The following is a 900-nucleotide window of genomic DNA, read 5'->3' on the forward strand; positions in this document are numbered from 1 at the left end:
AGGGTGAGGACCTCGCCGCGCCGCTCGATGAGCCCGGTGTCGAGCCTTCCCGCGACGACGTCGGGATCGTTCAGCAGCGACCGAAGGAACGCGGCGTTCGTCGTCACGCCCAGGACGGCGGTGTGCCCGAGCGCCCCGACGAGCCGGGCCCGCGCCGTCTCCCGCGTCGGTGCCCAGGCGATGATCTTCGCCAGCATCGGGTCGTAGTCGGTGCCGACCACGCCGCCGACGGCCAGCGAGCTGTCGACCCGGATGCCCGGCCCGGACGGCTCGACCAGGCCGAGCACGGTCCCGGCCTGCGGCAGGAAGCCGCGCGACGGGTCCTCGGCGTAGAGCCGCGCCTCGATCGCGTGCCCGTCGAGGGTGACGTCGCTCTGGTCGATCGGCAGCCGCTCCCCCGCCGCCACCCGGATCTGCTGCTCGACGAGGTCGAGCCCGGTGACGCACTCGGTCACCGGGTGCTCGACCTGCAGCCGGGTGTTCATCTCCAGGAAGAAGAAGTCGCGCGGCCGGTCGGCGTCCACGATGAACTCCACCGTCCCCGCGCCGGTGTAGCCGACGGCCTTGGCCGCGTCGACGGCCGCCCGGCCCATCGACGCGCGCGAGGCCGTGTCCAGCAGCGGGGACGGCGCCTCCTCGATCACCTTCTGGTGCCGTCGCTGCAGGCTGCACTCGCGCTCGCCGAGGTGGATGACGTTGCCGTGCGCGTCGCCGAGGACCTGCACCTCGATGTGCCGGGAGTTCCCGACGTACCGCTCGACCAGCAGGGTGTCGTCGCCGAAGGAGTTGGTCGCCTCGCGGCGGGCGCCGGCGATCGCGTCGGGCAGCTCCTCCTTCGACCGCACCACCCGCATGCCCTTGCCGCCACCCCCGGCACTCGGCTTGAGCAGGACCGGGAAC

The 900-nt window shown here is 73.1% G+C and carries 1 pseudogene; it reads right to left on the reverse strand.

Going from position 1 to position 900, the window contains the following annotated elements:
* Positions 1-900 (reverse strand): annotated as a pseudogene (locus E4P40_RS27745) (ATP-grasp domain-containing protein); the annotation flags it as partial.

The sequence above is a fragment of the Blastococcus sp. CT_GayMR20 genome (genome assembly GCF_004570345.1).